Origin of the sequence: Pseudomonas sp. FeN3W (assembly GCA_030263805.2) — a bacterium.
Taxonomy (GTDB): Bacteria; Pseudomonadota; Gammaproteobacteria; order Pseudomonadales; family Pseudomonadaceae; genus Stutzerimonas; species Stutzerimonas stutzeri_G.
In genome coordinates this window covers 2133469-2146311 of sequence record CP136010.1, presented here as the reverse complement: position 1 = coordinate 2146311, position 12843 = coordinate 2133469, and the positions used below count along the sequence as shown (strand labels likewise).

The following is a 12843-nucleotide window of genomic DNA, read 5'->3' as shown; positions in this document are numbered from 1 at the left end:
ACTTCCTCGGTCAGCAAACGCAAAGCCACGCCCCTGAGTTATGGGGCGTGGCTCTGAGCGTTTAGGATTTGTAAGTCGGGTAGTCGGTGTAGCCCTTATCGGTACCGCCGTACATGCTGCTTGGATCAACTGGGTTAAGCGGCCAGTTGTTGGCGATACGAGCGGGCAGGTCGGGGTTCGCAATGAAGGGGCGGCCAAAAGCGATCAGGTCGCCCCAGCCAGCTTTTATCACGCGATTTCCTCGTTCAGCGGTGTACTTGCCGGCATAGATAATCTTGCCGCTGAAGGTCTTACGAACAGCTTCCCGGAACGTCTCAGGCAGCTCGGGTGCGTTTTCCCAATCGGCTTCGGCGAGCGACAGGTAGGCAATGCCTACTTCCTCGAGGATCTTCACTGCCTCGATGTAGGTTTGGTGAGGATCTTCTTCGACCAGGCCAAGGTAGACGCGGTCTTCGTCTGTGGTCGCGAACAGCGGGGCGAAGCGAACGCCAACGCGCTCCTTGCCGACGACACCAGCAACGGCGAGGGTGATTTCGCGCAGGAAGCGAAGACGGTTCTGCAGCGAACCGCCATATTCATCATCACGCTGGTTGGTATGCGCCGAAATGAACTGGTTTACCAGGTACCCATTCGCGCAGTGAAGCTCCACCCCGTCAAAACCTGCGTCCAAAGCATTTCGGGCTGCTTGGGCGTAGAGCTCAACCAGTTCCTTTACCTCCTTGGTGGACAGGGCTCGTGGGGTCGAAGGGTCGGCCAGTGTACCCGTGCCGGGGCCAGTTTCGATGAACACCTTGACGTTGTCCGCGCGGATGGCTGATGGCGCGACGGGCGCTTCACCACCGGGTTGCAGCGACGTGTGCGACACGCGGCCCACATGCCAAAGTTGAGCAAAGATCACCCCCCCTTCGGCGTGAACAGCGTCGGTGACCTTACGCCAGCCTTGTATCTGTTCCGGACTATGAATGCCAGGTGTCCAGGCATAACCCTGTCCTCGGGGTTCGATCTGTGTGCCCTCGGTCACCATGAAGCCAGCACCGCTGCGCTGACGGTAATATGTGGCCATTAGGTCGTTCGCAATATTGCCGGGTTGGGAGCTGCGTGAACGCGTCAGTGGCGGCAGAACGATACGGTTCTTGAGGGTGTATGGGCCCAGCTGAGTGGTTTTAAAAAGTTCTGAGTGTGTCATTTTGCTTACCTGCATATCTAAAATATTCGATTTTATAAGTCAAAAAAACATGGTTCAAGGAGGTCAGAAGAGCCCGAGCGGTGCTTCGTTGAGGCTGACGTAGATGTTCTTCTTCTGGCTGTAGGCTTCCAGCATTGACTTGTGAGTTTCCCGTCCTAGGCCAGATTTCTTATAGCCACCAAAGGGGGCATGGGCAGGGATCTCATGGTAGGTATTTACCCACATACGTCCGGTTTCCACCGCGCGTGCCACACGTAACGCCCGGTTGATGTCTTGGGTCCAGACTGCACCGGCTAGGCCGTACTCGGAGTCGTTGGCCATGGCGATGACCTCCGCTTCATCCTTGAAAGGAATGACGCACAGAACAGGGCCGAAAATTTCCTCGTAGGCGACGCGCATATCGTTGCGAACACCGACCAGAATCGTTGGCTGGATGAAGAAGCCGGCATCGTAATTGGCACCTGTGAGACGACCGCCGCCGATCAGTACCTCAGCGCCTTCCTGTTTAGCGATATCGACGTAGCCGAGGATCCGTTCCATCTGGGACTTGCTGACCTGTGCACCCATCATGGTGTCCGGGTTCAGTGGGTCACCCACACGCACAGCTTCGAACTTATGCTTGAGCTCAGCTAGGAATCGTTCGTAGATGGATTCGTGAACGAACAGCCGTGCGCCGGATTCGCAGACTTGGCCTTGGTTCCACAGGATGGCGAGGACTGCGCCTTCCACGGCCTTGTCCCAGTTCGCATCGGGGAAAACGATGTTGGCCGACTTGCCGCCCAGTTCAAGGGTGGCGGGAATGATTTTCTTCGCTGCCGCATTGGCGACGAGTTCGCCGACACGCGTCGAGCCGGTAAAGGCAAGCTTGCGCAGGTCCGGATGATCCAGTAACGCCTGCCCAACTGTGGTGCCTAAGCCTGTGACGATGTTGACCACGCCGGCTGGAAGTACCTTAGCGAAGATCTTCGCCAGTTCGAGGATGGTTACCGGGGTCAGCTCGGAAGGTTTGATGACTACGGTGTTACCCGCTGCGATGGCCGGAGCGATCTTCCAGGCGGCCATAAGCAGCGGGAAGTTCCACGGAATCACTTGGCCCACAACTCCGAGGGGTTCACTGAGAGCGATGCTGAGTGTTTGCTCATCCAGCATGACCGCCTCATCCGATTGGCTGCGGATTACGCCGGCGAAGTAGCGGAAGTGATCAATTGCCAGCGGGATGTCGACGGAGCGACTTTCACGAATGGGTTTACCTACATCAAGGGTTTCCAGAACGGCGAACCGATCGGCATCGGCTTCCAGCAGGTCGGCGATCTTCAACAACGCATTGGCGCGTTCCGCAGGTGAGGTGGTACGCCAGGTCATGAAGGCGCGCTGTGCGGCCTGCACCGCGCGGTCGACGTCGGCAGCTGTGGCGTTTGGGATGTTGGTGAGAATTTTTCCGTTGGCGGGGTTGATAATGTCGAGGGTTTCACCGTATTCGTCCGAAACCCACTGGTTGTCAATAAACAGGCCGTAGCTGCTGTCGGGAAGGTGATTCGGATGGGTATCGCTGGAATCTTTCATGGGGGGTGCCTCCTGAGGTTTCTAGCGCGGGTTACGAGTCCAGGCTATTCGCAATATTCATATATGTCAATATAACGCTATTGGTTCCGGCACGTGTGCATATTTCCACGCCCTTGCAGCTCACTTCTGGATCAGCTGGGAACGCGCCGTGCTTCGCGCCAGGGTTGCCTATGCAGCCAGCTCCCTTGAGCTTTTCATCATGGAGGCTGGCTGCATCAGGTATTGATGTTTGCGTTGATGTGCAGATGAAGTTAGAACGGCGCGTCAATATCGATGACGCTAATCAGCTTGTGATTGACGAATTCCTTGATGCCCAAGCCGATTAGCTCGCGCCCGTAGCCGGAGCGTTTGATTGCGGATTCCACGCTGACTCGGACACCCATTCCACGCACATCCGGACAGTGATTCCACGCTGACCCGGACACTCATTCCACGAGCATCCGGACACTTTTCAGGCAGGCAGACGGCTTGTATGGTCATTAGACATCCCGTTACGACAGGGTATCGAAGGCTGGCGCATTCAACCGACGTGCTTGATTGGCCCCGAATACTTCGCTATAGCATGATTATTGGTTACTAGGATGAAGCCTTCCGAAGCGGCTTGTCCGATGAGCATCCGATCAAATGGGCGCTGTGAAGGAGAGGCGAGGCCGCAGCCGTAATGGCGTGTCGGCTGGTCATGGACAGCTCCTTGTAGTCGCCGTCCAGAAGAGACCTTCTTAGTACTCCTGTATCGAACTGAAAGCTGGCTTTGCCCATCGCGTTTTGGCCGATTTCCCAGATGCTAGCGGCGCTGATGAACAGCTCATTGGCGCGATCCTCGAGCATCTCCACAGCCCCGAGTTAGCTAACCTACTTAGTCTATCCCCTCGTTGGAGGGGCAGCTGTCATGGTCAATTGCAGGCTGTAAATAATTGCGGTTTTTCCGTGACGCTGCGGTTATATGGAATTATGGCTCAGCCATAATTATTGCTGAGCCATAATTTCCATCATTTTGTGGCCCCGCCGTACAGCTCGACGCGTGACGCGCTTCGTGCGTGCACTAGATAGGCAGCTAGATGTTAGTGAGCAGATCTCAGCGTACGCAGACTTTCTCGAACCTGCCCCTCGCTACAAATTACTCAGGTCATCCGCTTTCGTTTGCAATTTAAGCAGTCGCGAGGAGTCGCGGTACCCTTCCGCGTCACAGACGCGCCTCGCTTGTGGTGATTACCAACGGTGCGAAATTTCAAAATTCGAAAAGACGACTCCGAGCCGGTTGGATCAGCCTCGCATCGTCCGTGGAGATATGTCTTGATCTCAAATAGTCATTGGCCGCGCCTAGGGTAAGTCCGATAAGGATTATCTTTCTTGCTCTTCTGGTGCGTGAGTTCTGGCAATCCTTGTCAATATATACGTATTACAAATACCGATGGTCAGTGGTTGGCTTTTTCTTTTCTAAAAGTGCTTGACGAGCAGTGGTTGGAGCTGGATTATTTTATTGCATTGGTTTCAGGTTGCTGTTTTTTGTCCAATACTGAGCGTAGTGGGGCGATGCCATAGGCTTGCATCGATGAATAAGGTACTTAGTTTAATAATGGAGGTTGATGGGGTTGCGCTGCTCGCCTTTTAGACTCAGGCCATATATTAATAGTCAGAACTGACGCTCATTGGGAAACAAGCTTTTCATACTTGGTAGGTTTGTCAAGGTAGGGACGTTTTGCCCAGATTCTGCCTCTAGACATCTATGGCTCAGATAGAGAGATGGTATGGACGATTTAAAGAAAGTATCTCATTTGTTATACGCCCCGGGTGAGGTAATGCCTGGTATCGAGATGTCGTTAGCAGAGGCGTGCGCGCGTGGTTCAGCGGCTGCGTTGCTTGACGAGGTGCCTTTCTGTGTTGTGCGTGACTGGATCTGGATCGATCTCATCGTGCCTGACGCGATACGAGAAACGTTACAGGCGGCCGGGCAACAGCCCGCGATGGTGTATGCCGGCCGCGTGTTGTACGACAGTGCCAACCGTTTCCAAGAGGGTGACTGGGTGCGTACAACACAACTGATTGAGTTTGCCGATGGGTGCATTTTCAGAACGCGCAATACGCGATATGTGCTTGCTGGCCCAGGGGCTCGCAAAAGCGCCGAGTTCACTACTGTGTTGAAGATTTTTTGATGCGTCGTCAGATATTGGCGGGCATGGACGTACCAGACAACCGACACCCCGATGTGCCTTGCGACGTCTGTGGTACCTCCATGCGAGTGCCTGGGTACGGCGAACAGTTCGGTGTGCTGCAAGCGCACTGGGGATACGGCGCGCGACATGACGGTGAGCGTTATCGCGTACGGATGTGTGAAACCTGCTTCTTCATGACCTTGGCGTACCTGCGACAGGAGCGACGCATACATCATTTGTTTGGCGACGCCCCGCAGCATGAAGACTACAAGTTTGGGCGTATTGCTCGAGACGATTATTGGTTGGACAGCTAGCCGTTAGTGGGGGGGCAACGAGTTTTGATCCGAATTTGGGTGCTGACGTGATGAGTTCAACTAAACGAAGTATCGACCAAACACGTGATGTATCTGACGCGTTGTCGCGAGCAATGGATATGTGTTTTGGTAGGGAAGTTACGGCGTATCTCACGGACGCTTATTTAATCGCAGGCTGTTGTATCGGCGTGGTTCATCGTCACGTGCGGGCGGATGTGTATGGAAGGTTCCAGGACGGTCACCGGGTTCGGACCTCAGATGTACTGAAAGCTCATGAGCAAGGCGGTTTTTGGGCGCTGTTTACCGCCACGGGCAGCTTGTACGTTATTGTGACTTTCAAAGAAGACGGGCGCCTGTCACTGGATTGGCTGTTGGCACAGAGGGCAAAAGGCATACACGCAACCCCGGTAACGATTCAGTGATCCGTTTCTCGTGTCTCTACTATAAAACTGAGCCCACGGTCCGTGCTGATGCTCGTAAGTTTATATCCTCTGAGGAAAAGAAGGGCGGGGTGTCATGCAGGTAAAGCGTTGGGGGCAGCTTGATGCGCTTCGTCAACAACTTGGAGAAAGTCGCTGGTTACTTTGCGTGGATCTGGAAGCGACTTGCGATGAATACCCTGCCGGCCTAAACGAGGCGGCCCGGAACGCTCACGTATTGAAGGTCCAGCGCGACGAGATGGAGACGATCGAAATTGGCATCGCGCTGTTGGATGTTCAGTTGGAGTACAGGATTGTCGATCATTTCGGACAGTTTGTCCGACCGCTACTTCGCCCCACGCTAACTGAGTTTTGCACGGGGCTGACCGGCATATCTCAATCTGACGTCGATACTGCAAAGCGTTTCGCGGAGGTACAAGATCAGCTTGGTGACTGGCTGAGGCCGCGAAATACAGAAGGCTGGCGCTGGTGCTCTTGGGGCGATTACGACCGAAACCAGCTGAAGGAGGACGCTTTCAGAGCAGGGGTAGATGTATTGCTGGATCCGGCGCGTCATATCAATCTAAAGAAGTGCTTTTGGAAGATTTTCGCTTGCCGTGCGCTAGGGCTGAAGTGTGCAGTGGAAAACATAGGCCTTTCCTGGGAGGGTGAGCATCACAGGGCCATCGACGATGCGCGTAATCTGGCACGGTTAGCGCAGTTACTGCTCAGCGCGAGGCAACCGACGTAGTAGGGCGGACGGCGCTGTGCCTGCTCATCAATTCTACCCCGTGGCCGCCCGGCTCGCATCGAGCCGCCATCTCACCAGTGCATACGGAACACATTTGGATAACATCATAAAGAGATTCAACATGTAGCTTGGCGTGAGGTATTGGCTGATGCACCCGAATTGCCGATACTGCTAAATGGCCAGCATGCTTGTATAGGGAGTCGAAGCGATGGCAGGGAAGCGTAAGCGCAGCAGCAAGTCTGGCGTATCTGGAGCGATGGTTCTGTGTGCCCTAGTGATTGGGGGGCTAGCTTCCGTTCCCAAGGGTGTTTGGGTTTTCTTGGGCGGAGCACTCATTGTCGGCATAGGCGGGTGGCTAGTAATAAAGGCCTTCAGCAAACCGTCAGTCATGTCTTCGGCAACAACTATGCGGCCACCTCAAGGGGGAACTCGTTCAAGTTCCTCGGACCTCGGCATAAGCACCGGCCTGACGTTTTCATTGGATGAGGTCTCGCCACTAAATGAGCCCTCTGCTCCTGCGCAAGTCTCGGCGTCGCCCCGGCAGGTTTCGGCAAAGCGAGACGACTCTGGCTTTTTTACCGTAACTTTGGAGGCCACTGAGCGGTCTTCCCACCGAATTCCGAGCGCGCCGGCGAACCTGAATAGTGCCAACGTGCGGTGGCTTTCTGCTGGCGAAAGCATCGAAGTGGCGGGCGAAAATATCCCAATTGGTCTGATCTACGTCGGCGAAGATAAAAACAGGCGCAATGGACCTTCGGAACCGTCACTGATCAACCCGAAACTGAAGGTCGCACGGGGCATCGTCGATATATCTGAGCGTCTCACCTCTTACTGGCCCAGTTACGACAGCATCTCTCCTGAGGCCCGCCGCGCATATTTGCAATGGCTATCCAGTGGTCGTAAGGCTCCGCATGCCAACATCGGCTACGTGTTCCTATTCTTCTACGGTCTTGAGCGTAGGGTTTTTGTCGACGCCAAGACGGATCAGGCTGCGGCGGGCGACATACCTATCATAATTGCCGAGGTAGAGCGGCTGCTCTCGATCTATGGCAAGAATAACTCCTTCAATAACTACGCCAGTCGCTTCGTAGACTTCCTCCGCCAAGGCCAAATACTCGCCAGGCGCTATCAAAAGGCGCCGCCGGCACCATTACCTTACGGCTACGAAATGCCTGTAGAGCTGCGTATTGGCCTGGGTCAGTTGGCGGCTGACAAGCAACCAATGCCGGCTGACTGGGCGTTGGCCTGGGTGCTGTCTGATCACAACGTCGGGAAGCGAACACCCGTAACCCGTTGTAAAGAAGCGTTCGCCCAGTTGTTCTGCATGCGCTACGAGGAACGTTATGGCGCCGGTATGGTGCTCCCTCAGAACAAGACCCGTCTGAGACTCCAATACAACACCGCTTCTGCGGGTCTACCACCCCAAGAACTGGATGGCCTATCCGGTATTCCTGACGTCACGGCGACTAGCGCAGCTCGGAAGAAGCTGCAGCAGTTGGTTGACGAATGCACGGTGCAGTTGGAGCCCTACAGTCGTTATCTCGGCCGCAACCCCGACACTCCTGATGCACTAGAAGGGCTGTTACAGTTGCCTGTAAACCTGTGGCCGCCAACAGCTCGAACAGCGCTCGCCGAGCTAAAGCAACGCATCGGCGACGGCATGGTGGTCATGAGCTTCGGTGAGCTGGCAGGACGACTGCAGTGTGCAGGTAGCCTGTCGCGAGAAAAGGTTCTGACGCTCGCCCGCGCGCTGGAGTCTTTACACATCGGTATCGAGCCGGATGTGCTGACAGGCAGCCGAACACCCAAGTCTGAGGACAATGTGGCGCTCTTTGCGACCCAGGCTGACGATGGTGATCTGCGGTCTTCGCCGGCTTATAGCGCCGCCTCTGTTACGTTGGACCTTGCTTGTGCTGTGGCTGCGGCCGATGGTGACACGTCGCCGCAGGAAATTATGCTGCTATCCCAGCATATAGACTCTTGGAGTCACCTGAGCGGTGCTCATCGGAAGCGCCTGAAGGCCCACCTGCGCCTGCAGCTTAACCAGCCACCAACCCTGCAGAGCCTGAAGAAGAAACTGGAGCCCCTGGCCGAGCCGGCGAAGAGGGTTGTGGCGGCTTTTCTCGCTCACTTGGCGCAGGTCGACGGCGAGGTTAGTCCCGCAGAGGTGAAGTTGCTGGAGCGCGTCTACAAGACCCTGCAGCTGGATCCGCAATCGCTGTACAGCGACCTTCATGTGGCCTCCAGTGGCAGCTCCGTTGGCTCATCGCAGACAACGCCTTCCATACCCGGAGCAAGTCCGTCCAAGCCCGTTGGCGGATTTGCTCTGGACCAGGAGCGCATCGCTCAGCTGCAGCGTGAAACGGAACAGGTATCTGCGCTGCTGGCTCAGGTTTTCGTTGACGACAAGCCTGCTGAGCCAGATGACGTAGTTGTGGAAGAGACTGTTGAGGATACTTCCTCCATTTGTGGCTTAGACGCCGATCACTCAGCCTTCCTGCGTGTACTCGTATCCCGTACCGAGTGGTCTCGTGACGAGTTGGGGGCCGTAGCAAGCGATATGGAACTCATGCTCGACGGAGCATTGGAGCAGATCAACGACATGGCATTTGAGCATTTCGATATGCCAGTCACCGAAGGGGAAGACCCCTTCGAAGTTAACCCTGACATTATGGACAAACTACCGCTATGAGCAGCATCAGAGCCAAGGACCGCGATGCGGTCATCCAGTCCCTGCGCGCCGGCGTCGTCCCCCGTGCAGGCCAGCACCTGATTCAAGTGGGGCGTGTCGGGGAGCTGGAAGCACTCATCCGTGATGTGGAGCGCCTCGCGGAAAGCGGTTCCGCGTTCCGCGTAGTGATCGGTGAGTATGGTGCAGGCAAGACATTCTTCCTCAACCTGGTTCGCTCTATCGCGATGGAGCGCAAGCTCGTCACCATGCATGCCGATCTGAACCCGGATCGTCGTCTCCATGCTACTGGTGGCCAGGCTCGCTCGCTGTATGCCGAATTGGCCAAGAATATGTCCACCCGGACTAAGCCTGATGGCGGCGCTCTGCAAGGAATAGTCGAGAAATTCGTGGCGCAGGCCAAAACGGAAGCCAAAGCGTCCGGCAAAGACAGTGAGGCCGTGATTCGCGAGCATCTCGACCAACTGGCAGAGATGGTCAACGGCTATGACTTTGCTGATGTAATCGCGGCCTATTGCAAAGGCTTCGAAGAGGGTAACGAGCAGCTCAAGGCTGATGCTATCCGCTGGTTGCGTGGCGAGTTCACTACCAAGACAGATGCCCGCACCGCACTGGGGGTGCGAACCATCGTCGACGATGCTTCGGTCTACGATCAGCTCAAGCTGCTTGCGCGATTCGTTCGGTTGGCCGGCTTTAGCGGGTTGATGGTATGTCTCGATGAGCTGGTGAACCTGTACAAACTTTCCAACACCCAAGCTCGTAACGCTAACTACGAGCAGATTCTTCGTATCCTCAATGACTCCCTGCAGGGCTCTGCTGAGGGGCTTGGTTTTGTGTTGGGCGGTACACCCGAATTTCTCATGGATACTCGCCGCGGCCTCTACAGCTATCCGGCGCTGCAGTCGCGTCTGGCTGAAAATAACTTCGCCAAGTCCGGGCTGGTAGATCTGTCCGGCCCTGTCATACGCCTCACTAGTCTGACACCTGAGGATTTCTACGTGCTGCTGCAGAAACTGCGTCATGTATACGCGGCAGGCGTGAACGAGCGCTATTTGCTACCCGACGAAGCATTGCCGCTGTTTATGGCCCACTGCAACCAGCGGATGGGTGAGGCCTACTTCCGTACCCCGCGGACGACCATTACCGCATTCATCAGCCTGCTAGCGGTGTTGGAGCAGAATCCTGACGCTGATTGGCGGACCCTGTTGGGTGCCGTGGAGATTGCACCGGATCGAGGCGGTGAGGCCGATATCCAAGTGGATGCGGACGATGAGCTTGCCACCTTCCAGCTCTGAATCGGTTGGCTTCGAACTCCTTGAACCGCGAATCCAGCGCTGGATATGGACCGAGGGCTGGACCTCCCTACGCGATGCCCAGGAGCGTGCTATCCCTGCGCTCTTGGGGGCCGACCAGGATGTCATCATCGCGGCGGCTACAGCTGCAGGCAAAACCGAAGCCGCGTTTCTGCCCATCCTTACCAATCTCCTGCAGGACACGGAAAAGCCTGGGGCGGTGCTTTACATCAGCCCGCTGAAGGCTCTCATCAATGACCAGTGGGATCGTTTGGCGAGGCTTTGCGATGAGCTTGAGCTTCCTGTCATTGCTTGGCATGGGGATATCTCAGCGAGCCGCAAACATCGCTTCCTCAAGTCCCCGGAAGGCATTCTGTTGATCACGCCGGAGTCGCTCGAAGCTCTGTTCGTGAACAAGGGAACCAGCCTAGCGGGATTGTTTGCCAACCTGCGGTACCTGGTGGTGGATGAGCTCCATGCCTTTATCGGCAGTGAGCGAGGCAAGCAGCTGCAGTCACTCATGCATCGTGTTGAAACAATCATTGATCGCCCCCTGCCCAGGGTTGGTCTTTCCGCCACGTTGGGCGACATGACGCTGGCTGCTGCCTTCTTGCGTCCCAATGCCCCTCATCATGTGTCGGTGATCGAATCCAAGGGTAGCGGCCAGATACTTAAGGCTCAGATCAGAGGGTATGTGGAGTCCAAGAAAGCGCTCCCGGTACAGCCTGAAGGTGACGATGTTTTTTCTCCGGACCATGCCATCGCAGAGCATCTCTTTCAGGTCCTACGCGGCAGCAATAACCTGATCTTCCCCAACAGTCGAACTCAGGTTGAGTGGTTCGCTGACAATCTGCGGCGCCGTTGCGAGCAGAATGGTGTACCGAACGAGTTCTGGCCGCATCACGGCAGTTTGGCGAAGGACATTCGAGAGGAAACCGAGAAAGCGCTGAAAGCCGGTGACCGGCCTGCCACCGCAGTCTGCACTACCACGCTGGAGCTTGGGGTCGATATCGGCAGCATCAAGACGGTAGTGCAGATCGGGGCTCCGCCATCGGTAGCTAGCTTGCGTCAACGCTTGGGGCGATCCGGACGCCGTCCGGGAGAGGCAGCCATTCTCCGAAGTTACTGTAAGGAGCGTCAGCTAGACGATGGCTCGCCCCTGTCGGATCGACTTCGCCAGGGTTTGCTGCAAAGCATCGCGATGATCCGGTTGTTGATGCAGGGCTGGTTCGAGCCTCCTCGTGTTCATGGTCTTCATTTATCGACGCTGGTACAGCAGTGCCTCTCGGTGATAGCCCAGCGGGGTGGAGCTACAGCTGCAGAGCTGTGGAGCACCTTGATACGCAGTGGTCCGTTCACTGGGGTGGAGCAGGGCAGCTTCCTCAGTTTGCTTCGTGCCCTCGGTGAGCGCGATTTGATAACCCAGGAAACATCGGGGCTCCTGCTGCCCGGCGTAGTGGGGGAACGCCTGATCAACCACTACGACTTCTACAGTGCATTTGTCAGTAATGAAGAGTTCCGCCTGGTATGCGATGGGAAACCACTTGGCGCATTGCCCGTCTCCAGGCCATTGACCGTCGATCAGCGAATCATCTTTGCTGGGCGCCGCTGGCGGGTGACGAGCGTGGACACTGAGGCCAAGGTCGTTGTCGTGAGATCCGATCCCGGTGGTGCTCCCCCGTCCTTTGACGGGCTTGGAGCCCGTGTACATGATCGGGTTCGGCAAGAGATGAGGAGCGTCTTGTTGGAGGCGGACGTCTACCCCTATCTTGATACTACGGCACAAGAGCTACTAGCTCAGGCACGTAGCGCTTTTTCGGACCTTGGACTGGCACATTCGAGCATGACCGAAAGCGGAGGTAAGACTTACCTTTTCAGCTGGCGAGGCGATTGGACAAACGATGCCCTAGCCATCTTGTTGACGCACACCGGACTAGCCAGTGAGAACAGCGGGTTTGTCATCGAGGTTGAGGGAGATCGGACGTCGCTTGAAAGCAAGCTGCGTGAGATCGCCGAGTGGGACGGTATTGATGAATCCGCTGTTCTGGCGGACGTACAGAACATGGCTCAAGAAAAATGGGATTGGGTGCTTCCGCCAGCATTACTCATGCAGTCTTACGCCACGATGCATTTGGACTTGGGTGGAGCAAAGGCCTTGGCATTGGCTCTAGTGAGCCAGCCTGCGGAGACGGCCTGAATCTAGCTTATTTGTGTGGTGCCTGCTTTGTTGAAAGCCGACTTTGGTTCATCTGCTGTAGATGAACCATAATCCATGCGCTTTTGTTGGTGCAATCTTTAAGCGTGCGTCGGTTGTCGGGCATTAGTAAATGAAAGGCTACCGAGACAGTAAAGATTTGAAGTGAGCAGCCTTCAAGTTAATCAGGCGATCTACAATAAAGCCAACGTCTAACCGAGTCGCATTGAAGCCAATTTAGTCAATAAACGTCTTTATCTATAGCGCGCCTCGGTTGCATGC

The 12843-nt window shown here is 55.7% G+C and carries 10 protein-coding genes; 7 read left to right on the top strand and 3 right to left on the bottom strand.

Annotated elements, in window-relative coordinates; genetic code table 11:
* Positions 1–61 precede the first annotated feature (61 nt).
* The 3 genes from P5704_010300 to P5704_010290 all read right to left on the bottom strand — a co-directional run bounded on the left by P5704_010300 (position 62) and on the right by P5704_010290 (position 3577).
* Entirely contained in the window at positions 62–1186 is a 1125-nt protein-coding gene (locus P5704_010300) for an alkene reductase (GenBank protein WOF80831.1), read from the bottom strand.
* Positions 1187–1249: 63 nt separating this feature from the next.
* Positions 1250–2749 (bottom strand): aldehyde dehydrogenase family protein, encoded by a 1500-nt coding sequence (locus P5704_010295; GenBank protein WOF80830.1) that lies wholly within the window; start codon positions 2747–2749, stop codon positions 1250–1252.
* A 576-nt stretch (positions 2750–3325) separates the two neighbouring features.
* Positions 3326–3577, bottom strand: coding sequence for a hypothetical protein (locus P5704_010290; GenBank protein WOF80829.1), 252 nt, complete (start codon positions 3575–3577; stop codon positions 3326–3328).
* Positions 3578–4497: 920 nt separating this feature from the next.
* On the opposite strand from P5704_010290, the gene P5704_010285 reads away from it, so the two are divergent.
* The 7 genes from P5704_010285 (at position 4498) to P5704_010255 (ending at position 12564) form a co-directional block, all read left to right on the top strand.
* Positions 4498–4902: a hypothetical protein gene (locus tag P5704_010285; GenBank protein WOF80828.1), complete on the top strand. Its 405-nt coding sequence runs from the start codon at positions 4498–4500 to the stop codon at positions 4900–4902.
* Complete coding sequence (locus P5704_010280; protein ID WOF80827.1) at positions 4902–5216, top strand: hypothetical protein; 315 nt, start codon at positions 4902–4904, stop codon at positions 5214–5216. Before P5704_010285 ends, P5704_010280 begins: the two co-directional genes overlap by 1 nt.
* 50 nt (positions 5217–5266) lie before the next feature.
* The gene (locus tag P5704_010275) at positions 5267–5638 is read left to right on the top strand and encodes a hypothetical protein (GenBank protein ID WOF80826.1); all 372 of its coding nucleotides are present in this window, start codon (positions 5267–5269) and stop codon (positions 5636–5638) included.
* A 94-nt stretch (positions 5639–5732) separates the two neighbouring features.
* Entirely contained in the window at positions 5733–6386 is a 654-nt protein-coding gene (locus tag P5704_010270) for a 3'-5' exonuclease (protein WOF80825.1), read from the top strand.
* A gap of 208 nt (positions 6387–6594) precedes the next feature.
* A complete protein-coding gene (locus P5704_010265; protein WOF80824.1) occupies positions 6595–9078 on the top strand; it encodes a TerB N-terminal domain-containing protein in 2484 nt (827 codons plus the stop codon).
* Positions 9075–10370 carry an ATP-binding protein gene (locus P5704_010260; protein WOF80823.1) on the top strand — a complete coding sequence of 432 codons (1296 nt, stop codon included), beginning with the start codon at positions 9075–9077 and terminating at the stop codon, positions 10368–10370. The genes P5704_010265 and P5704_010260 overlap by 4 nt, the downstream gene beginning before the upstream one ends.
* Complete coding sequence (locus P5704_010255) at positions 10345–12564, top strand: DEAD/DEAH box helicase (GenBank protein ID WOF80822.1); 2220 nt, start codon at positions 10345–10347, stop codon at positions 12562–12564. The genes P5704_010260 and P5704_010255 overlap by 26 nt, the downstream gene beginning before the upstream one ends.
* Positions 12565–12843: the final 279 nt, after the last annotated feature.

Excerpts from the sequence above, each read along its gene's own strand:
- P5704_010300 (WOF80831.1), bottom strand. The coding sequence starts at position 1,186 with ATGACACACTCAGAACTTTTTAAAACCACTCAGCTGGGCCCATACACC.
- P5704_010295 (WOF80830.1), bottom strand. The coding sequence starts at position 2,749 with ATGAAAGATTCCAGCGATACCCATCCGAATCACCTTCCCGACAGCAGC.
- P5704_010290 (WOF80829.1), bottom strand. The coding sequence starts at position 3,577 with ATGCTCGAGGATCGCGCCAATGAGCTGTTCATCAGCGCCGCTAGCATC.
- P5704_010285 (WOF80828.1), top strand. The coding sequence starts at position 4,498 with ATGGACGATTTAAAGAAAGTATCTCATTTGTTATACGCCCCGGGTGAG.
- P5704_010280 (WOF80827.1), top strand. The coding sequence starts at position 4,902 with ATGCGTCGTCAGATATTGGCGGGCATGGACGTACCAGACAACCGACAC.
- P5704_010275 (WOF80826.1), top strand. The coding sequence starts at position 5,267 with ATGAGTTCAACTAAACGAAGTATCGACCAAACACGTGATGTATCTGAC.
- P5704_010270 (WOF80825.1), top strand. The coding sequence starts at position 5,733 with ATGCAGGTAAAGCGTTGGGGGCAGCTTGATGCGCTTCGTCAACAACTT.
- P5704_010265 (WOF80824.1), top strand. The coding sequence starts at position 6,595 with ATGGCAGGGAAGCGTAAGCGCAGCAGCAAGTCTGGCGTATCTGGAGCG.
- P5704_010260 (WOF80823.1), top strand. The coding sequence starts at position 9,075 with ATGAGCAGCATCAGAGCCAAGGACCGCGATGCGGTCATCCAGTCCCTG.
- P5704_010255 (WOF80822.1), top strand. The coding sequence starts at position 10,345 with ATGAGCTTGCCACCTTCCAGCTCTGAATCGGTTGGCTTCGAACTCCTT.